The organism is Rathayibacter sp. AC451, from assembly GCF_979253095.1.
In genome coordinates this window covers 1-18,828 of record NZ_CEEDBD010000001.1, presented here as the reverse complement: position 1 = coordinate 18,828, position 18,828 = coordinate 1, and the positions used below count along the sequence as shown (strand labels likewise).

Below are 18,828 nucleotides of genomic sequence, written 5' to 3'. Positions count from 1 at the left end.
GTCACCGGGCGCCGAAGCGGGACCGGTACCCGGACGGCGTGCTGCCGAACGCCCGCGCGAAGTTCTGCCGCAGCGTGACGGGGTTCCCGAATCCGCAGTCCGCCGCGATGCGGTCGACGGTCAGATCGGTCGTCTCGAGCAGCCGACGCGCATGATCGAGTCTGCGCGAGCGCACCCAGGAGGCCGGAGTGGTCCCCGTCGCCGCACGGAACGCCCTCACGAACGAGCGACGGCTCATCAGCGCCACCGCCGCAAGGCGCTCGACGCTCAGCTCCTCCTCGAGGTGCGCCAGGGCCCAGGCGGAGGCGCGCGCGATGCGGTCGTCCTCCGGCTCCTGGGGCAGCGGCCGCTCGATGTACTGCGCCTGCCCGCCCTCGCGGTGCGGCGCGACGACGAGGCTGCGCGCGACCCGGTTCGCCGCCTCCGCTCCGAGTGCGCTGCGGACCACGTGCAGGCAGGCGTCCAGACCGGACGCGGTGCCCGCGGAGGTCAGGACGTCGCCCAGGTCCAGGTAGAGGGCGGTGGCGTCCACCGCGATCGACGGGTGGCGCGCCGCCATCCCCGCCGCCGCCTGCCAGTGGGTCACCGCCGCACGGCCGTCGAGCAGGCCGACGTCGGCCAGGACGAGCGCGCCGAGGCAGAGACCCGCGACCCACGCGCCGCGAGCGTGCGCGTCCAGGAGCACGCGGGTGAGGTCCGCGCCGGGCGCGCGTCCGTCGTCGATCCAGGAGGGGATCACCACGAGATCGGCGGTTCCGGCCGCCTCCGGACCCTCGACACCGTCGATCCGGTAGCCCTCGGCCGTGCGGATCGAGCCGGGCCGGTCGGCGAAGAGCACCGTCTCCCACTCCGCGATCCCGAGTCGCCGGACCTCGTCGAAGACCGTCTGCGGCACCGAGAGGTGGAACATCGTGACGCCGTCGACGGCGTGGATCGCGATCCGCACGGGCACCTCCTCCGCTTGGCCCGGATCCATCGTAGGGGGTGCCGGTGTGCCACTGGTCGCGCCGAGCATCCGCCGTCAGGATCGGAGCACCGCCCCGCACACCCAGGAGACGACACCATGACCGCACCCCGCCGCGCCCTGATCCTCGTCGACGTCCAGCAGGAGTACTTCGCCGGACCTCTCGAGATCCGCTTCCCGCCACACGCCTCCTCGCTCCCCCGGATCGCCGCCGCGATCGACGCCGCAACCACCGCCGGCATCCCCATCGCCGCCTTCCAGCACAGCGCGGGTGAGGGCGCTCCGGTCTTCGCCCCCGGCACAGAGGGCTTCGCGCTGCACCCCGAGATCGAGCGCCGCCGCACGACCGAGTGGACGTCGATCACCAAGCGCTTCGGCACGGTCTTCGCCGGCACCGATCTGCTCTCCTGGCTGCGCGGGCACGATGTCGACACCATCACCCTGGTCGGCTACATGACCAACAACTGCATCCTCGCCTCGGCCGCCGAAGCCGAGACGCACGGACTCGCGGCCGAGGTCCTGTCGGACGCGACCGGCGCCATCGCGATCTCGAACGCGGCCGGCTCCGTCGACGCAGAGACCGTGCACACCACGCTGCTCGCCCTGCTGAACTCGAACTTCGCGGCCGTCGGCACCACCGGCGCCTGGACCGACGCCGTTTCGACGGGCACTGCCCTCCCGAAGAGTGACCTCGGCTCCTCAGCCGTCGCCGGCACCGAGCTCGCCATTCACTGATCCGAAGCGGCTAGCCGTGATGCTCTGGGTGGGATGGGCGAGAGCCCTGAGCGGACGACATCCTCGACAGTGTGCTCGGGCGTCGTCCACTCGACATCCTGGCAACACGGAAACAGGTTCTCAGCCTCGACCACGAGGGGACTGGTCCCACCCGGCCGGGCGGGCGCCGCCGTCCTGCCGGGTCCTCGTCTGCAACGCAGACGACACGGCGATCCGTCTGCCTTGTTACCGTGAACAATTAACGATACGGTCCGATCACCACACCGCGCGGAACCCTCTCGTCGATCTCGATCACCAGCAGGCAGACCGCAGCGGCGCGGATTCGAAGACGAACCCGAAGGGACTCTTGTCGATGAGGACGAGACGACGACACTCGAGCACACGCTCCCTGACCATCGCCGCCCTGGCCGCCGCCGCGCTCGTCGCGAGCAGCACCGTGCCCGTGGCGGCCGCCGAGACCGGGGCCGCGGCCGCGGTTCCGACCCCCGAGCAGAGCCTGCTCGGCTCGTTCACGTTCGACGCGGCGCCCAGCGGCGGTGCGTTCACGGACCGCTCGGCCCGCGCGAGCGTGCAGGGCACCGCAGCCCTCGTCGCAGGGCAGGAGGGGCAGGGACAGGCCGTGCGCCTCTCCCCGTCGTTCTGGCTCGACGTGAAGGCCGCCGACGGCACTCCCCTGCTGAAGGGGCGCGACAGCATCACGCTCTCGTACGACAGCAGGCCCGACTCGACCACCAACACCGGCTGGTCGGTCTTCGCCGCCCGCTCCGCCGTGCGCCAGGAGTTCGCGCAGGAGCACTACCTCGGGATCCTCGATCGCACGACGGGGATCACCGTCGAGCGCTACGACAACGCCGGCAGCCGCGACACCTCGGGCAACCTGACCGCGCCGAGCGCGACCACGGCGTGGAAGCACGTCGACCTCGTGATCTCGGGCTCCACGGCCCGCGTCTACGTCGACAGGAAGCCGGTGGCGGTGAATGCGTCCGGCAAGACCCTGACGCAGATCCTCGGGGCGGCCGGGGGCGTGCTGCAGGTCGGCAAGGCGAACTGGGGCGGCGGCGAGTACTTCACCGGACTCCTGGACAACCTGCGCGTCTACGATCGAGCGCTCACGAGCGCCGAGCTGGGCGCCGAGAGCACGACGGTCGCGACCGATGTCGGAGCGGCGCTCGCCGTGCCGTCGACGCTCCTCTCGGACCTGCCCTCGCAGGTGCTCGGACGCACGATCACCTGGAGCGCGACCGGCGCGGGCGCCGCCCGCATCGCCGCGAACGGAGCGGTCGACACGACCGGGCTCACCTCGGCACCGGTCGCCGTCCGCGTGCAGGCCGCGGTCGACGGCGTCGCCCAGACCTTCGCCTGGGACGCGCGCCTCGTCGCTCCCGGCGGCCGCATCGCGACCTACGTCAAGACGGTCACCACGACGAACGGCGTCAAGGACGATCCGATCGCCTACAACGACGATCGCCGCGCTGACGCGCTCTACGCCGCGGCGCTGCCCACCGGCGCGAGCACGTGGGAGCCGCTGAACCGATCGCAGGCGATCCTCTCCGTGGCGAACGACGGCAACCAGGCCGATCGTCCGAACGCGCAGGTCGGCTCGCCCAGCCTGTTCCGCACGGCAGACGGGTCCCTCGGCGCGGTCGCCGGCCAGAACAACGCCACGGACTCCGTCTACCTCTGGACCTCGCCCGACGGGCGCTCGCTCACCCAGCAGCGCGCGATCCGCCTCGCACCGGGCTCCGTCGTCACCGATCCGCGCATCGTCCATGACGCCGCGGCGCAGAAGTACAAGGTCTTCTGGACCGACCTGCTCACCGGCGAGGGCCGCGTCACGCTGCTGAACGACCTCGCCGCGGGCACGACCCCGGGCGCCACGACCCGAGCCGACGCCCGGACTCTCGGCGTGCAGGGCGCGGGTCTCCCGTCGTTCACCACTCAGAACCAGGCGAGCGAGTTCAGCCTCACGACCACCGAGTTCGACCTCTTCTACAAGAACTACGTCGATCTGCAGAACACCGGCGTGAAGCCGGTCGGAGCGAGCGTGCCGCAGGGCGCGACCGCCGCTGCCGTCGACACCGCACTCCCGGACCAGGTCGTGCTCGACTACAACGACGGCTCCACCAAGAACCTCCCGGTCGACTGGGCGGAGGAGTCGCTCGACACGACCCGGCCCGGCACCTACGAGGTCACCGGCACCGTGCAGCAGCACCGTGAGGAGATGGTCAGCGACGCCCGCGCCGATCCGCACGTGTTCTTCAACGAGGACGACGGCTACTACTACCTCACCGGCTCGCACTACGCCCAGTCCTCGCTCGAGCCCGTGAACGAGAGCCAGAGCTACCGCAAGATCGGCCTGAAGCGCGCGACGACGATCGAGGGTCTCAAGGACGCTCCGGAGCAGATCGTCCTCGACCCCGACGCCGGCACTCCCGGACGCGAGGGCGAGTTCCCCAACACGCACTACGGCTGGGGCGGCTTCATCTGGGCGCAGGAGTTCCACAAGATCAACGGCACCTGGTGGATCGTCGCCGGCATGAACAAGGGCTACGCGCCCGTCGGCGGCTGGTGCGACAACACCGTCCTGATCCCCTACACCGGCACCGACGCGTCGATCGCGGCCGGCGGATTCCTCGAGCGCGGCAACTGGGGCGAGCCGGTGATCCTCGAGGGCGCCGCCTTCGACGTCAGCTACTTCGAGCGCATGGAGGCCGGGGCGAAGCAGGGCTACTGGGTCATGCCGATCGACAAGCAGATCCGGATCTCGAAGGTGAAGCAGGGACCCAAGGGCACCGTCCCCCTGGTCGACGGAACGCTCAGCCGCGTCTACGGCGAGAGCCAGCCGTGGGAGATCGGCAAGCAGTCGCCCACTCCGTCCGACACCACCGAGGGCCGCGACCAGGGCATCGTCGAGGCGCCGTTCATGGTGCAGCAGGGTGACAAGATCCACATCACCTACTCCGGCGGGACCGTCGACAAGTTCTACACCCTCGGCATGCTGAGTGCAGACGCCACCGCGGACCTGCAGAACCCCGCCAGCTGGACGCAGACGCCGTTCCCCGTGCTCACCACCAACGACACCTCCGCCGGGCGGATCGGAGCGGACGAGGACGACTACTACACGAAGGACCACGCGGGCGGCGGGCACAACTCCTTCCTCCACGACACCTCCGGGAACCTCCTCCTCGCCTACCACGCGCGGCCCTACCCGGAGCCGCACCAGGCCAGCGACCCGAACGGCGCAGGCGGCCTCTTCGACGCCGACCGCAACACCTGGTTCAAGGCCGTGAACGTGCGCGCCAACGGCGCACTCGATCTGTCGCTGACGAAGGCGCAGGAGGTCGCGCCGGGCAACCGGACCGTCCGCGCCACCGTCATCGTCGAGGCCTCGACCGCCCCGGTCACCGCCACGGCCGTCTCGCGGTGCGTCGCCGGCAAGGTCGTCGTCACCCTCACCGCCAAGAACACGGGCGCCAGCGCCGCCGAGATCCGCTGGAGCACCCCCTGGGGCGCGAAGGTGCAGCAGGTGGGCGCGATGAAGACCTCGTCCCTCGCGATCTCGACTCGCGCCACGTCGGTGGCCGCGGGGACCCTCACGGGGACCGCGACCGCGAGCGGCGTGCAGACGCCGGTGACCGCGACGTACACGGCCGCGCGCTGCAGCTGACGGCACCACTCCGGGCGGGAGGGCGCTCAGCGTCCTCCCGCCCGGCTTCCGGCCGCGCTCGTGCGTCCACCTCGATCCACCACGGCGCCGAGCGGCGCCGCAGATACGAAGGAGTATCGATGACCTCCGTCCGTCTTTGGAGGACCGCCCTCACCGGGGTCCTCGCCTCGATCGTCGTCGCAGCGGGGGTGACCCTCCCCGCTCTACCCGCAGCCGCGGCGGAAGACCTCCTCGTGCAGTACGACTTCTCCCAGCTGACCGGCACGACCGTCCCCGACTCCTCGGGCGGCGGCCGCGACGCCGTCCTCCGGGGCACCGGAGCGAGCGTCGTCGGTGACGAGCTGCGCCTCCCCGGCGGCGCGAGCGGCAGCTCGGCCGCGTACGTGGAGATGCCCCGCGGCCTCGTCGACGGCCGCGACACCCTCACCATCCAGTCCTGGCTGCGCAACGACACCGGCGCGGGCAACTACGCGGCGGCCTTCTTCGGCACGACCGAGAACCTGCCGTCGCAGTACTGGCTGCTCAACCCGCGCGACCCCTCCGGCCGCTTCAAGTCCGTCATCACGGCGAGCAGCAACCCCTCCGCCCCGTGGACCACCGAGGCCGGGATCTCGGGCTCGAGCACTCCGGCCGGCCCGACCACCGACGCGCAGTGGGGCCTCTACACGACCGTGCTCGAGCCCGGGAAGCTCACCGGCTACTACAACGGTCGGCTCATCTCGCAGGTCACGACGAACCGCTCCGTGTCCGCCCTCGGTACGAATCTCGTGGGGTACATCGGCCGTTCCTCCTACCCCGATCCCTTCTACCGCGGTGGGGTGCGCGACTTCGAGATCCGCACCTCCGCGCTGACCGCCCAGCAGGTCTCGGACGCCTACTGGACCGGGGTGGACCCCGCCGTCCGCACGGCGGCACTCGCCTCGGACGCCGCGGCGATCGACCTCGGACCCGGCAGAGTGACCGCGGACCTCCGCCTCCCGACCACGGGTGCGCAGGGCTCCCGGATCACGTGGACGAGCTCCGACCCGGCCCGCATCAGCAGCACCGGAGTCGTCACCCGGCCCAGTAGCGGATCGGACGTGCCCGTCACGCTGACCGCGTCGCTCGCGCTCGGCGGAGCGACCACGAGCCGCTCCTTCGAGCTCACGGTCGCCACGCAGAACCCTCAGGCCGATCTCGACGCGCTCGCGCAGGGAGTCGTCCTGCGTCCGACCGTCGCCGACGGCGAGGTCCTGCCCGCCGCCCCGACCGGCTCGACGATCACCTGGACGACGAGCACCGCCGGTCTCGGCGTGGTCGACGGCGCACTCCGCGTCACCGGCTCGGCCGCGGTCTCGGGAGTCGTCACCGCCCAGCTGCGCTCCGGCACCGCGACGAGCGCCAAGGCGTTCGACGTCCGGGTCCTCCCGACGGCGCAGGCGCGCTACCTGCTCTCGTACGAGCGCACGCCCCTCGCCACTCAGGTCTACGGCCCGAAGCTCGCGTACAGCATGCACCTCGGCCTCGGCGCGACCCGCACTGGCACCACCGCCCTGAACGAGAACTACGGCGTGCTCTTCGCCGACGCGCAGCCGACCGGCACACTCGACCTCGTCGAGACCCGGACGCTCCGCGACCCGTACGTGTTCTCGCTCGCCGACGGCGGCTACGGCGTGCTCGCCACCCGCACGCTCGCGAACGGCGACGTCGACCCCGCGCACCGCGGCACTCCCCTGCTGTTCACCTCCACCGACCTCGTGGCGTACGAGCCGGCCGGATTCCTCGACCTCGGAGTGTCCGCGGCCGTCGATCCCCGCGCCGTCTGGGACTCGGCCGCCGGCGTCTACCGCGTCACCTGGAAGGACGCCCAGGGAGCCGAGTACTCGCGCTCGTTCGGCGATCTCGCCGACCCCGCCACCCGCGGCGACCTCCGCGCCGGCGGGCTGACCCTGTCGGACCCCGCCGCCACGACGACGATCGAGGGCGCGGTGCCCTCGAACGTCCTGGTGCTCCCCGCCCCGGCCGCGACCGGCCTCGAGAACCGCCTGGGCCGCCTCCGCAACACCACCGTCCAGGTCGCCGGTACCACGGTCGCCCAGGGCGCCGCGGTGCCGACGCCCGGGACGGCGACGCTCTCGTACACCGACGGATCGACGAAGCAGCTGCCCGTGGACTGGTCGGCCGCCGACCTCGCCGCGGTCGACACCTCGAAGCCCGGCACCTACCAGGTCTCGGGGACCGTGCGGCAGCGCGACTACGCCGCCCCGTTCCTCCGGGCCGAGGCCGACCCGAACATCCTGAAGTGGAAGGACCGCTACCTCTTCATCTCGACCGACGACCGCGGCGACGACCAGCCCGGCATGTTCCTCCGCAGCGCCCCGACAATCGAGGGCCTGCGGACCGCGCCCGACAGCGTCATCGTGCAGAAGGGCACCGCCGGCATCGCCGGCTGCTACTGGGCACCGGAGCTGCACGAGCTCGGCGGCGAGCTCTACGCCTTCTTCTCGCCGTGCATCGGCGCCGTGGACTGGCAGCGGGTGACCGCCTACGCGCAGAAGCTCCGCACCGGCGGCGACCCGACCGTTCTCGCCGACTGGGAGGCGCCCCGACCGGTCCTGAAGCAGGACGGCTCCGCTCTGCAGCGCGACGCGCAGCACCCGGGCATCAGCCTCGACATGACCGCGTTCCAGGACGGCGGACGCACCTACGTCGCGTGGTCGCAGCGCTACATCACCGGCGGAGTCGTCGGCGACGCCGAGCTCTGGATCGCGACGATCGATCCGGCGAACCCGTGGCGGCTCACGAGCGAGCCGCGCAAGCTCATCACCGCGTCGCTGGGCTGGGAGACGAACACCAGCAACGTCGCGGAGGGCGCCACGGCGATCTTCCGGGACGGGAAGGTGTTCCTGACCTACTCCGCCTCCAACGTCGACCGCACCTACGCGATCGGGCTCATGGTCGCACCCTCGGGCGCCGATCTGACCGATCGGTCGGTGTGGACGAAGTCGGACGCGCCGGTGGTGAAGAGCGACCCCGTCGCGAACCTCTGGGGCCCGGGGCACAACAGCTTCACGGTCGACGAGGACGGCAACGAGGTGCTCGTGTTCCACGCGCGCGCCGACGGCAGCACGAACCGCGACGCCTACCTCCGCCGCATCCACTGGGCGGCCGACGGCCTCCCCGTGCTCGACATGACCCGTGCGGAGGAGGTCGCGACGGCCAACCGGACCGTCCGCACGACCGTCGTGGTCGAGGATTCCGCGGCGAAGGTCACCTCCAGCGCCACCGCGCGATGCATCTCGGGGAAGGTCGTCCTGACGATCGCGTCCAGGAACACCGGCACCGACAGTGCGTCGATCCGCTGGAGCACCCCCTGGGGCGAGAAGACGCAGCTGGTCGGCGCAGGGAAGACCGGCACGATCGCCATCTCGACCCGTGCTGCGTCGGTCACCGCCGGCTCACTGTCGGGAACGGCGACGGTCGGTGCGGCCACCGCACCGATCAGCGCGGCGTACCCGGCGCTGCGCTGCGGCTGACCGCTCCCCCCACGCGCGAAGACCAGCGCGCCTCACCGCAGCACTCGCGCGGTGACGCACCTCAGAGAGGCCGCCGATCGCTCCTCGAGAGCGGTCGGCGGTCTCCAGGGGTCACGAGCCTCCCGTCGTCCGTCCGGGCCACGGGATTCCAGGGAAAGGGAACACGCATGACCAGGACAACGACGTCCCCGCGCAGAGCACGGGTGCTCGGCGCCCTCGCCGCCGCGATCTTCGTCGGCCTCACGACACTCGGAGTGAGCACGCCCTCTGCCGCCGCCACCCCCGTCGCGACCGGCACCGATCAGGAGATCCGCAACGAGCACAGCGGACTCTGTCTCGACGACTACCGGTTCGACACCACGCCCGGCGCCGAAGTGCGCCAGTGGAACTGCCTCGAGGGCGCCAACCAGCTGTGGGAGATCCGCGACCTCGGCACCGGCTTCGCCGAGATCAAGAACCGCCACTCCGGCCTCTGCCTCGACGACTACGACTGGAGCACCACCCCCGGCGCCGACGTGCGCCAGTGGACCTGCAACGGTCTGCCCGTGCAGCAGTGGAGCATCACGGATGTCGGCGACGGCTACAGCAGCATCGCCAACCGCCACAGCAGCCTCTGCATCGAGAACAAGGACTCCGCCCAGGTCGACGGCGCCGTGATCCAGCAGCAGACCTGCACCACCAGCACCGCTCAGCGCTGGCGCATCACGAACGCCGCCGTCGACGAGGTGACCTACACCGTCTACCGCGAAGCGAATCCCACCGCCGACCAGCTCGACGCCTACGCCCGCATCGACGCGGCCGTCGGAGCAGCCGTCGACCGCTACAACGCCCGCACCGGCATCTCCAAGCACCTCCGCGTGTTCTACAACCCCGGCGTCCCGACGGCCGAGGCCAACCTCGACGGAGTGATGAGCTTCGGGGCCGACCGCCGCTACATGGTCGAGGGGACCGCCCTCCACGAGATGGGGCACACCCTGGGCATCGGCACCAGCGGCGGCTACTACGCGAAGTGCGTCGACGGAGCCTGGACCGGCCCCACCGCCGTCGCCCTCCTCCAGTCATGGGACGGCGCAGGAGCCCGGCTCAACTGCAGCAACCCGCACATCTGGCCCTACGGCCTGAACTACTCGAACGAGTTCTCCGAACTCGCCTTCGAGCGCAACGTCGACATCACCGAGGCGATGATCATCGACGGGATGTGACCTGACCGCGGAGCCCCGCCGTCGTCCCTGGTCGGGGCGGCGGCGGGGCTCCGTCGTTCCCTGCGCGAGGCGATCTCGCGGGACGGAGCGCTCGCACCCGGCCCCCACCACCCCTCGCACTCGACGCCCCTGACCGCATCGGAGGGCCGAGGACACGACGAGAGGCGGGCCGGACGTCAGGCCCGCCGCGAGGCGTTCGATCTCAGCTGCAGGTCGTCAGGGCGTACGCCGCCTGCATCCTCGTCCGACGCGTCGTGCCGCCGGACTGGGCTGAGAGGTCCACCGTCACCGGGCCCGCGGCGACGGTCGCCTTGCGGGTCGAGAACGCCTGCGTGACGGTCCGTCCGGCAGCGACCGAGACGGTCTTGGTGCCGAAGTCGGAGGTGAGGACCGCCTCCACGGCCACCGCCCCGGCATTCCCCCTCGTCAGGCCGATCGGCGTCGTTGTCGGTGGGAGTCCTAGCGGCAGCTGAGTGCCCCGTAGGGGGCCGAGACGCTGGTGGACGCCCCTCCGGTCGTGGCGGTCACTGCTGCTGAACCGGCGGAGACGGACGTCGAGCGGGTGCTGAACGTGGTCGTCGCTCGAGCACCCGGCGCGAGGGCCGCGATCGACTTGGTGCCCGCGGAGGTGACGACGCGCACTGCGGCCGGCTCCGTCCCGCGGTTGGTCGTCGTCACCGTCAGCACGACCTTGCCCGCGACGCAGCGCGGGACGGCCGAGGCGGTCACGTCCACTCCGCCGACCGCCGTGAGGGTCGCGACCGCCCGGGTCGCCGCTCCGTTCGCGAGAGCGCCGCGCACCACGAGGGTCTCGCCGGCGCGATCGAGGACGGACGCGTCGAACGCCTCCCAGGCCACCGCGACCTGCTCGGTGCGCCCGCCGCTGAAGGTCGCCTGCACTGTCGCCGGGAGGGCGACGCTCGTCGATCCGACCTGCACGTCCTGGGCGACCGGGGCGACCGACGTGACCAGCAGCTCGGGCTGGTACGCGCCCAGCAGCGCGTCGCGCTCCTCGCGGGTGATGCCGATCACCGAGCCGTGGCGCGGAGAGGCGGGCAGCGAGACCCGGTCGTCGACGGCGGGGTCGAGGTAGGTCCAGCCGGGCTGCGAGACGTCCTCGGTGTGGAAGGCCTGGTACCCGGTGCCGGTGAACCAGTCGGCGAAGAGGTAGTAGCCGGAGCCGTTCACGTCGCCCTTGTTCGCGGGGAACACGGTCGGTCCCTCGACGATCTGGTCGTAGCCGGCGTTCCGCGCCACGCAGTTCTCGACGACCGACCAGTCGCCGCCCACCGGGTAGTCGACGTAGGTCGAGCGCAGGCTCGTCGAGCGCTCGGTGACGATGTCCTGGCAGCCCGCGTTCCCCGACACCTCCTTGGTGAAGCGGAAGTAGTCGTCGCCCTGCTTGAGCACGGTGGCGTCGATGCGGTCGCCGGAGTCGACCCACACCTGCGGCTCCGAGAAGGTGCGGAAGTCGCGGGTCGTGGCGTAGACGATGCGCGAGTCGGTGGTGCCCGGAGCGCCCGTCACGTGCGGCTGCCCCTCGGGGTACACGCGCGAAGACCAGTAGACGACGTACTGCCCGATCGACTCGTCCCACTGCGCCTCCGGAGCCCAGGTCATGCCGGCCCACTCGGGCGAGACCTCGATGTGGCGCTGCTCCGACCAGTTCACGAGGTCGGTCGACTCCCAGATCTCGAGGTGCTTCGACCCGTTCGTGAACGACTCGGGCCAGGTGGTCTTCGTGATGTCGAGGTCGGTGGCGAGCAGGAAGAAGCGGTCGCCCTCGACCGAGCGCACGATCGAGGGGTCGCGCAGGCCCCGGGTGCCCTGGGAGGAGGTGAGCACGGGAGCGCCGTCGTTCAGCTCGGTCCAGTCGAGCGAGTCGTTGCCGTTCGTGGTCGCGAAGCGGATCTGCTGCTGATCGGTGGAGTTGCCGCTGAAGTAGGCGAAGAGGTAGGCCTCGTTCTCGGCTGCGGCGGGAGCGGCGAGGACGGTGAGCGGCAGGGCCACCGTGCTGGTCGCGGAGCCGCGGCTGATCACGGCGGTGAGCGTCACGGAGGCGTCGGTTGCGCCGCGCACGACCGCGCCCTTCTCGACGATGTCGGCGACCCCCTCCGTGGTGCTGCCGCTGGGGGCGTCGGAGTCGCTGACGACGGCGTCGTCCGACGAGGTCCAGGCGATCGCGACGCGGTCGGCGCCGGGCTCGGCGTCGCGGCCCTGCAGATCGGCGAGCGTACCGGGCAGTGTCACGGCGCCCGAGACCCGCGCGCGCTCCTCGGCCGAGAAGGCGGGAGCGGCGAGCAGCGCGGCACGGGCGGCGGCCACCCAGACGGCGTCGGAGCGGGCCGGGCCCGAGGTGACGGGAGCGGCGGCCGTGGCGGCGGGACCCGTGCCCGCCGCGTTCTCGGCGCGCACGGCGACCGTGTAGGTGCCCTCGGCGACCCCGCGCAGCACGGCGGTGCGGGCGGTCGCGGGGAGCGACTCCGTGACGGCGGTGCCCCCGCCGACCGGGGTGAGGGTGACGCGGTAGCCCGAGACGGGCGCGCGGCCGGAGCCGGCGGGCGCGCCGGTCCACGAGACGCTCACACTGTCGTCGGTCGACGTGCCACTGACGCCGGACGGCTGGACGGTCGGCGCGACGAGGTCGGCCGAGTGCAGCGCGGCGACCTGCTCGGCAGTGAGCGCCTCGTCGAACACCCGCAGGTCGCGGAAGGACCCGGCGTAGGTGGGGTCGGTGCGGTAGTTGCTCTTCCCGATCAGCACGCTCAGCGGGCCGGCGAACCCGGCGATGCGCGTGGTCTTCGGCACCGCCGGGCCAATCGGCACGCCGTCGAGATAGCCGCGGATCGAGTCGGCCGTGATGACCGTGGTGTACTGCGCCCACTGGGAGCGAGGCGCGGCGGGCACCGAGTTCGCCGCCGAGGACGGCCCGACCTCGGTCGACCAGGGCTGGGAGGCGCTGGCCCCGTTCGTGAACACGCTCTTCGCGGAGCCACCCGGGTTGGAGGGGTTCAGGAGCCAGTAGTTCGTCGGCACGTCGGGGTTCGCCGCGGTGCCGAAGAAGAGGGCGGAGTAGTTGCCGTTCGGCACCTCGCGCTTCACCCAGGTCGAGACGGTGAGGTCCTCGCCCTGGTCGGTGACCACCGCGGCGGGGAGGCTCGCGTGGGGGCCGGTGCCGGAGCCGCCGGGCAGGGTGAGGCCGTCGGCCCAGGTCACGGCGCCGACCGCACGGCCGTCGTAGTCGCCGGCGGTGTCGACAAGGTCGGTGCTCAGCGGGTAGTGGGCCGCGGGGGCGGGCGGGGTCGCGGCCGAGGCCGCTCCTCCGCCCGCGACGAGACCGGAGGCGAGGAGCAGTCCGCAGACGGCTCCGGAGAGCAGGGCAGTGCGACGGGAACGGCGCATGTCACATCCTTGTGAACGACGGAATTTCACCATGTTACCGTGAACAACGACGTGAGTACAACGCGGATCACCGATCCCGGAACGCGCCCCCACCCTCACCGGGCGACCGTCAGCTGCGGCAGGCAACCGGCAGAGCTTCTGCTGACCTCCTCGAGGAGGAGCTCGGAGGTCGTGGCTTCCCGAAGCCCGCCTCGTCGCCATCTGCGACACTGAGCAGATGTCCGCCTCCCGTCAGCTGCGCACCCTCCGGGGTCTCGCCGCGGCGGTGGTGGCGACCTTCGCCGCTCTGTTCTCGCACGTCGTCGGCGGCGGGGACGCTCCCGGTCCTCTCGGAGTCTTCGCGCCGCTGGTGCTGTCCGTGCTGATCTGCACGGCTCTCGCGGGCCGTCGGCTCTCGCTCCTGCGCGTGTCGCTCTCGGTAGGGGCGAGCCAGCTCCTCTTCCACTCGCTCTTCGAGCTCGGAGCGTCCGGTCCGTCGGGTACCGGCGGGCACGCGCAGCACTCGGCCGCAGTCGACGTCAGCGGGATCGCCGCGGCGTCGGCGGGTCACGCGCCCATGCAGCTCTCGCACGCCGTCGCCGCGGTGGTGACGATCGCCGTCCTGCACCGCGGCGAGACCCTGCTCCTCGCCGTGGCGCAGACGACGGCGCACGCGGCCGCCCGGTTCGCACCGCTCGTCCTCCTCCCCGTGCCCGCCCCGGCGCCCGCGACGGCCCGGGCGTTCGAGCAGCGCGACATCCTCCCGGTCGCTGCGGGGACCTCCCCGGACACCTCCCTCGACGCGGTCCGCCGGCTCCTCCCGCCTCCTGACCTCTGACGCGCACTGGGAAGCGGACTCCCCGCACCGGTGCACGGCCGCTGCGCCTGCACGTCCGACACGATCGGGCCGTCCAAGCGCGAGCGTCCCGCGTCCCCTCGGAGAGAACTCCCGCGCGTCCTCCCCCGGGCGCTCAGGAGCCGATGAGCGGTGCCCTCGCGGACCGCTCTCGAAGGGAGCCGCCCCTGTGGCGCACACATCGAGCACCGACGACTTTCCCGCACCCCATCCCGTCACCGTCACGATCCCACCGGTCGAGACGGTCCTCCTGCTGGCGGTCCCCGCGGCGGTCACGATCACTCTGCTGGCACTGACGATGACGCGAGCCGCCGAGCCGCCGCTGCTCATCGACCCCGGCGGACTCGTCAGGCAGGGCCTGCCCGCCTCCCGAGCCGTGCACGACATCGCCGCGACGCTCACCATCGGGCTGCTCACCGCGGCGGTCTTCCTCCTGCCCGGTCAGCGCATCGCCCCCGGAGTGGTCTCGTACTCGCAGGACCGGGCCCTGCGCTGGGCGCGCTGGGCGGCCGCCACCTGGGTCGCGTCGGCGATCGCGGTGCTGGTCTTCACTGCGGCGAACGCGATCGGGCAGCCGCTGGACAGTCCGGGGTTCCGGACGCAGTTCCTCTTCTACGCCACCGAGCTCGAACTCGGGCAGACGCTCGTCACTTCGATCGGCTGTGCGACGGCAGTGCTGCTGATCACGATGCTGGCCCGGCGTCTCGCCTGGGTGGCCGCCGCGAACGCCCTGGCGGTTCTCGCGCTGCTCCCGCTCGCACTGTCGGGGCACGCCTCCGGCTCCGACGAGCACGCGAACGCGGTCAACAGCGTCGCCGTGCACCTGGTCGGAGTGACCGCCTGGGCCGGTGGGCTCGTCGCGATTGTTCTGCTGCGCCGAGCGGTCGGCGCCGAGATCGGAGTGGTCGCGTCGCGCTACTCCGTCCTCGCGGGCTGGGCGTTCGGCGCCGTCGCGTTCTCGGGACTCGTCAACGCGTCGCTCCGCGTGGAAGGCCCGGCGGATCTCGCGACCCCGTACGGGCAGCTGCTGCTGGTGAAGGCCGCGGCGCTGCTCGCGCTCGGCGGCGCGGGCGCGTGGCACCGCCTCCGGGTGCTGCCCCGCTTGCGCGAGGACCCCTCCGACCGACGGGCCTTCACGAGCATCGCCGTGGGCGAGCTGGTCGTCATGGCGCTCACCATCGGCGTCTCGGTCGCCCTGTCGAACAGCGCCCCACCCGTGCCCCAGGACCCCGTCGTCGGCGATGCCCGCCGCGGGCTGCTCGGATTCCCGTACCCGCCCGAAGCGACTCCGTGGCGGATGCTCACCCAGTGGCACATCGACGCCGTCTGGCTCGCGATCGCAGCAGTCGGCGCGGTGCTCTACCTCGTCGGCGTCAACCGGCTCCGCCGACGCGGCGACGCCTGGCCTCTCGGCCGCACGCTCGCCTGGGTCGTCGGCTGCGCGGTGCTCGCGTGGACGACGAGCGGCGGTCCCGGCGTCTACGGGCAGGTGCACTTCAGCACCCACATGATCCAGCACATGCTGCTGATGATGGTCGTCCCGCCGCTGCTCGTCCTCGGCGGACCGGTGCTCCTGGCGCTGCGCGTCCTGCCCGTGCGGGGCGACGGTGGCAGAGGGCTGCGGGAGTGGGTCCTCGCGCTGGTGCACTCCCGCTACCTGCGCGTCCTCTCCTCCGCCCCGGTCGCCGCTGTGCTGTTCGCGGGGAGCCTCGTGGCCTTCTACTACACGGGCTGGTTCGAGTGGGCGATGTTCTTCCACCAGGGCCATGTGCTCATGACCGTGCACTTCCTGGCCACCGGCTACCTCTTCTTCTGGGTCCTGATCGGAGTCGACCCCGGGCCCGCGCGGCCGGGCCACGTCCTCCGGCTCCTGGTGATGCTCGCGACGCTCGCCTTCCACGCCTTCTTCGGCCTGGCGATCATGTCCCAGACCACGGTCCTGGGCGAGGACTGGTGGACGGCGATGGACTACACAGACACCACCGCCCTCCTCGCCGACCAGGGCGTCGGCGGAGGCATCGCCTGGAGCGCCGGCGAGCTGCCGATGGTCCTCATCGCCCTCGTGGTCCTCACCCAGTGGATGCGCTCCGACGAGCGCGCAGCGCGCCGCTACGACCGCCGCGCCGACCGGGACGGCGAGGCCGAGCTCTCGCAGTACAACGACCGACTCGGCGTCTTGGAGGCACGGAACACGGGCTCGCAGCGGCCGAGCGTGCCGGCACCTCCCGCCGGACCGCCCAGCGCACCGTCCCCGACGGACCCGGAGTCCGCGCCATGAGACTGCGCGCTCCGTCCTCCCCCTCATCAGCACGCCCCACCAGCAGAGAGGCTCTCTCATGAGCACCCGTACGAAGATCGTCCTCGCCGCCTCGTCGGCCCTTCTCGCCGTCGTCGCACTCGTCGTCGCACTCGCAGTCCTGCGCCCGTTCTCGCCGTCGAGCGAGGCACCGACGATCGCCCTCGCCCCGAACAGCCACGTCCTGGATGACGCCGGGAACGGAGCGGTCACCCTCGTCGAGTTCCTCGACTTCGAGTGCCCGTCCTGCGCGGCCCTGCACCCCGGCATCGAGGAGCTCCGGGAGGACTACGCGGGTCGCGTCACGTTCGCCGTGCGCTACTTCCCGCTCCCGTCGCACGCGAGCGGCGAGGCCTCCGCGGTCGCCGTCGAGGCGGCCGCACGCCAGCACCGGTTCGAGGACTTCTACCAGCTGATGTTCGACACCCACCCCGAGTGGGCCGGCAGCAGCGAACCGCAGGCCGCGCTCTTCCGCGAGCTCGCCCGAGAGATCGGCCTCGACTTGGATCAGTACGACGCCGACGTGGCCGACCCGTCGACCCTCGAGCGGGTCCGCTACGACTTCGACGCCGGTCGAGAACTCGGCGTACGGGGCACGCCGTCGATCCTCGTCGACGGCGAGCTGCTCGACGTCCATCGTGTGGAGGACATCCGCGACGCACTCGATGCGGCATTGCGCCGCTGATACCGGGCGCATCAGAGGGAGGCCTGCTCGCTGAGAGCGGCCTCCCTCAGGGGCGGACCCGACGTCGCGCAGCCGCCCGAGTATCGACCGAGGGTGCAGGCCGAGCACCGAGGACGTTCTTCGACGATTCCCCAGCAGCGGGGCGACGACGCCGGCGTCGAAGTGGAGTCACGGGATGCCACCCCAGGTCCTGGCGCAGTGATGCCACCTGACACGGGTGAACGGGCCCTGCCTCACCGGACGTCGCGACGCCGCCCCGCAACGCCACGACGTCCGTCACCGCATGATCAACTGCTCAGGCGTCGATGTCCTGCAGCCACTGCTCCACCGTGCGCGGCGAGAGTCCCAGCAGGACCTGCGCACTGCGCGCCTCCTCGATCAGTTCGTCCGTCTGCGTGGCGCGCCAGCGGTACGAGTCGATCACGGGAGTCATCCCCTGCTCACCGAACAAGGGGATCGTCATCGCGCCGAACTCATCGGGGGTCTGCGCGTGGAAGGTCACGTCCTTCCCGAAGTAGCGGGTGAAGCCGGCGGCGAGATCCTCGCCGAGGAGTCCGGGCAGGGCGCCGACGGCGACGACGCCGGCCACGTCGGTCCGCTCGAACAGGCGCACGGCAGCGTCGGCGACGTCGAGGTGCGAGCTCCAGGACACGCGGAAGTCCTCCCGGATCGGGTACGGGAGGACGGCCTGCTCACGGACGGAGGCGATCACCGGCGGGAGGAGGAGGTTCTCCAGGTAGAGGCGAGGCGCGAGGACCGCGGTCGGGATGCCCGTCGCGGCGAGCCCACGCGCGAGGACCCCGTGCGGGCTGTCGTCCGTCTCGCCGAGCGGGTAGCCGCTGGTCGAGAAGACCACTCGCGCGGGGCGGGCCCGGTCGACGGCCGCGGCGATCGACCGAGCGTGCTCGAGCTGCTGCGTCGGAGATCCCAGAGCCAGATGGATGAAGACGCCCTCGGCACCGCTGTAGGCCGCGACGAGGCTGTCGACGTCGGAGGCGTCGACAGCGACGGCGGGTCCAGCAGTGAAGGCACCGGGGGTGCGGACGGCTGCGGTGACGGTCTTGCCGGAGCGGAGGAGTGCGGCGGCGACGGGAGCGCCCTGCGCACCGGTCGCTCCGTGAACGATGTAGGTCATGAGAGCATTACTGCAGACGTTGCACCGGTTACGTCAACTGCAGTAATGATGAGAGGGCCGATTCGATGTCGTTCTCCGCTGATCAGTGGCCCGAGTGCGGGATAGCGCGCTTCCTCACCCTCCTGGACGGCCCCTGGGCGACGCTCGTCGTCCGCGAGCTCCTGAACGGCCCGATGCGGTTCGGCGACCTGATGAAGGCGCTGCCGGGAGTGAGCGCGCACACCCTGACCAACCGGTTGCGGCGCTTCGAGACGTACGGGCTGGTCACGCGCACCGCCTACGCGGAGATCCCTCCGCGGGTCGAGTACGAGCTGACTCCGGTCGGTCACGGTCTGCGGCCCGTGCTCGACGCGATGAACGACTGGGCCGGAACCGTGCCCCGCATCGACAGC

At 71.7% G+C, this 18,828-nt stretch carries 12 protein-coding genes; 8 read left to right on the top strand and 4 right to left on the bottom strand.

Going from position 1 to position 18,828, the window contains the following annotated elements; genetic code table 11:
* Nucleotide 1: 1 nt before the first annotated feature.
* Nucleotides 2–946, bottom strand: coding sequence for a GlxA family transcriptional regulator (locus AC0CID_RS00060; protein WP_465225340.1), 945 nt, complete (start codon nucleotides 944–946; stop codon nucleotides 2–4).
* A 117-nt stretch (nucleotides 947–1,063) separates the two neighbouring features.
* Between AC0CID_RS00060 and AC0CID_RS00055 the strand changes: the two genes are divergently transcribed.
* From AC0CID_RS00055 to AC0CID_RS00040, 4 genes are all read left to right on the top strand, one after another.
* Nucleotides 1,064–1,699, top strand: a complete 636-nt coding sequence (locus tag AC0CID_RS00055; RefSeq protein ID WP_465225339.1) for an isochorismatase family protein — start codon at nucleotides 1,064–1,066, stop codon at nucleotides 1,697–1,699.
* A 352-nt stretch (nucleotides 1,700–2,051) separates the two neighbouring features.
* Nucleotides 2,052–5,366: a LamG-like jellyroll fold domain-containing protein gene (locus AC0CID_RS00050; RefSeq protein ID WP_465225338.1), complete on the top strand. Its 3,315-nt coding sequence runs from the start codon at nucleotides 2,052–2,054 to the stop codon at nucleotides 5,364–5,366.
* Between the two features lie 119 nt (nucleotides 5,367–5,485).
* The gene (locus tag AC0CID_RS00045; RefSeq protein ID WP_465225337.1) at nucleotides 5,486–8,881 is read left to right on the top strand and encodes a family 43 glycosylhydrolase; all 3,396 of its coding nucleotides are present in this window, start codon (nucleotides 5,486–5,488) and stop codon (nucleotides 8,879–8,881) included.
* Nucleotides 8,882–9,048: 167 nt separating this feature from the next.
* Entirely contained in the window at nucleotides 9,049–10,083 is a 1,035-nt protein-coding gene (locus AC0CID_RS00040) for an RICIN domain-containing protein (protein ID WP_465225336.1), read from the top strand.
* 202 nt (nucleotides 10,084–10,285) lie between these two features.
* Here AC0CID_RS00040 and AC0CID_RS00035 read toward each other — a convergent pair whose 3' ends face one another.
* Both AC0CID_RS00035 and AC0CID_RS00030 read right to left on the bottom strand, forming a co-directional pair.
* Nucleotides 10,286–10,489: a hypothetical protein gene (locus AC0CID_RS00035; RefSeq protein WP_465225335.1), complete on the bottom strand. Its 204-nt coding sequence runs from the start codon at nucleotides 10,487–10,489 to the stop codon at nucleotides 10,286–10,288.
* Between the two features lie 53 nt (nucleotides 10,490–10,542).
* The gene (locus AC0CID_RS00030; protein WP_465225334.1) at nucleotides 10,543–13,485 is read right to left on the bottom strand and encodes a LamG-like jellyroll fold domain-containing protein; all 2,943 of its coding nucleotides are present in this window, start codon (nucleotides 13,483–13,485) and stop codon (nucleotides 10,543–10,545) included.
* Nucleotides 13,486–13,702: 217 nt separating this feature from the next.
* Between AC0CID_RS00030 and AC0CID_RS00025 the strand changes: the two genes are divergently transcribed.
* The 3 genes from AC0CID_RS00025 (at nucleotide 13,703) to AC0CID_RS00015 (ending at nucleotide 17,301) form a co-directional block, all read left to right on the top strand.
* Nucleotides 13,703–14,302 (top strand): hypothetical protein, encoded by a 600-nt coding sequence (locus AC0CID_RS00025; protein WP_465225333.1) that lies wholly within the window; start codon nucleotides 13,703–13,705, stop codon nucleotides 14,300–14,302.
* Nucleotides 14,303–14,489: 187 nt separating this feature from the next.
* A complete protein-coding gene (locus AC0CID_RS00020) occupies nucleotides 14,490–16,598 on the top strand; it encodes a bifunctional copper resistance protein CopD/cytochrome c oxidase assembly protein (protein ID WP_465225332.1) in 2,109 nt (702 codons plus the stop codon).
* Between the two features lie 58 nt (nucleotides 16,599–16,656).
* Nucleotides 16,657–17,301 (top strand): DsbA family protein, encoded by a 645-nt coding sequence (locus AC0CID_RS00015; protein ID WP_465225331.1) that lies wholly within the window; start codon nucleotides 16,657–16,659, stop codon nucleotides 17,299–17,301.
* A 295-nt stretch (nucleotides 17,302–17,596) separates the two neighbouring features.
* On the opposite strand, the gene AC0CID_RS00010 is transcribed toward AC0CID_RS00015, so the two are convergent.
* Nucleotides 17,597–18,436 (bottom strand): SDR family oxidoreductase, encoded by an 840-nt coding sequence (locus AC0CID_RS00010; RefSeq protein ID WP_465225330.1) that lies wholly within the window; start codon nucleotides 18,434–18,436, stop codon nucleotides 17,597–17,599.
* A gap of 65 nt (nucleotides 18,437–18,501) precedes the next feature.
* Between AC0CID_RS00010 and AC0CID_RS00005 the strand changes: the two genes are divergently transcribed.
* A partial coding sequence (locus AC0CID_RS00005) for a winged helix-turn-helix transcriptional regulator (protein ID WP_465225329.1) occupies nucleotides 18,502–18,828 on the top strand: 327 nt, incomplete at its 3' end.

Coding starts and splice junctions, on each gene's coding strand:
- AC0CID_RS00025 (WP_465225333.1), top strand. CDS start 13,703: ATGTCCGCCTCCCGTCAGCTGCGCACCCTCCGGGGTCTCGCCGCGGCG.
- AC0CID_RS00015 (WP_465225331.1), top strand. CDS start 16,657: ATGAGCACCCGTACGAAGATCGTCCTCGCCGCCTCGTCGGCCCTTCTC.
- AC0CID_RS00030 (WP_465225334.1), bottom strand. CDS start 13,485: ATGCGCCGTTCCCGTCGCACTGCCCTGCTCTCCGGAGCCGTCTGCGGA.
- AC0CID_RS00055 (WP_465225339.1), top strand. CDS start 1,064: ATGACCGCACCCCGCCGCGCCCTGATCCTCGTCGACGTCCAGCAGGAG.
- AC0CID_RS00010 (WP_465225330.1), bottom strand. CDS start 18,436: ATGACCTACATCGTTCACGGAGCGACCGGTGCGCAGGGCGCTCCCGTC.
- AC0CID_RS00040 (WP_465225336.1), top strand. CDS start 9,049: ATGACCAGGACAACGACGTCCCCGCGCAGAGCACGGGTGCTCGGCGCC.
- AC0CID_RS00050 (WP_465225338.1), top strand. CDS start 2,052: ATGAGGACGAGACGACGACACTCGAGCACACGCTCCCTGACCATCGCC.
- AC0CID_RS00045 (WP_465225337.1), top strand. CDS start 5,486: ATGACCTCCGTCCGTCTTTGGAGGACCGCCCTCACCGGGGTCCTCGCC.